Raw genomic sequence first — 1,052 nt, forward strand, 5'->3', positions numbered from 1 at the left:
CTCGTGACTGCGTGCCTTTTGAAGAATGAGCCTGCGAGTTTGCGGTGTGTTGCGAGGTTAACCCGTGTGGGGAAGCCGTAGCGAAAGCGAGTCCGAATAGGGCGTTTTTAGTAGCACGCTCAAGACCCGAAGCGGAGTGATCTAGCCATGGGCAGGTTGAAGCGGAGGTAAGACTTCGTGGAGGACCGAACCCACCAGGGTTGAAAACCTGGGGGATGACCTGTGGTTAGGGGTGAAAGGCCAATCAAACTCCGTGATAGCTGGTTCTCCCCGAAATGCATTTAGGTGCAGCGTCGTGTGTTTCTTGCCGGAGGTAGAGCACTGGATAGGCGATGGGCCCTACCGGGTTACTGACCTTAGCCAAACTCCGAATGCCGGTAAGTGAGAGCGCGGCAGTGAGACTGTGGGGGATAAGCTCCATGGTCGAGAGGGAAACAGCCCAGAGCATCGACTAAGGCCCCTAAGCGTACGCTAAGTGGGAAAGGATGTGGAGTCGCACAGACAACCAGGAGGTTGGCTTAGAAGCAGCCACCCTTGAAAGAGTGCGTAATAGCTCACTGGTCTAGTGATTCCGCGCCGACAATGTAGCGGGGCTCAAGCGTACCGCCGAAGTCGTGTCATTGCAGTGTATAGCCCCAACGGGTGCTGTGATGGGTAGGGGAGCGTCGTCTGCCGGGTGAAGCAGCCGTGGAAGCGAGTTGTGGACGGTTGACGAGTGAGAATGCAGGCATGAGTAGCGATACAAACGTGAGAAACGTTTGCGCCGATTGACTAAGGGTTCCTGGGTCAAGCTGATCTGCCCAGGGTAAGTCGGGACCTAAGGCGAGGCCGACAGGCGTAGTCGATGGATAACCGGTTGATATTCCGGTACCCGCTGTGAAGCGTCAAACATCGAGCATCGTGATGCTAAGGCCGTGAAGCCGTTCCGGACCCTTCGGGGAATGGAAAGTGGTGGAGCCGCCGGACCAAGCGGTTAGTAGGTGAGTGATGGGGTGACGCAGGAAGGTAGTCCATCCCGGGCGGTGGTTGTCCCGGGGTAAGGGTGTAGGACG

Annotated in this window: 1 rRNA gene; it reads left to right on the top strand. The window is 57.0% G+C overall.

The annotated features are described in order from the left end of the window. Positions 1-1,052: ribosomal RNA gene (locus tag AB0L21_RS39615) — 23S ribosomal RNA — on the top strand; the annotation flags it as partial.

The sequence above is a fragment of the Streptomyces sp. NPDC052721 genome (assembly GCF_040678315.1).
GTDB lineage: Bacteria > Actinomycetota > Actinomycetes > Streptomycetales > Streptomycetaceae > Streptomyces.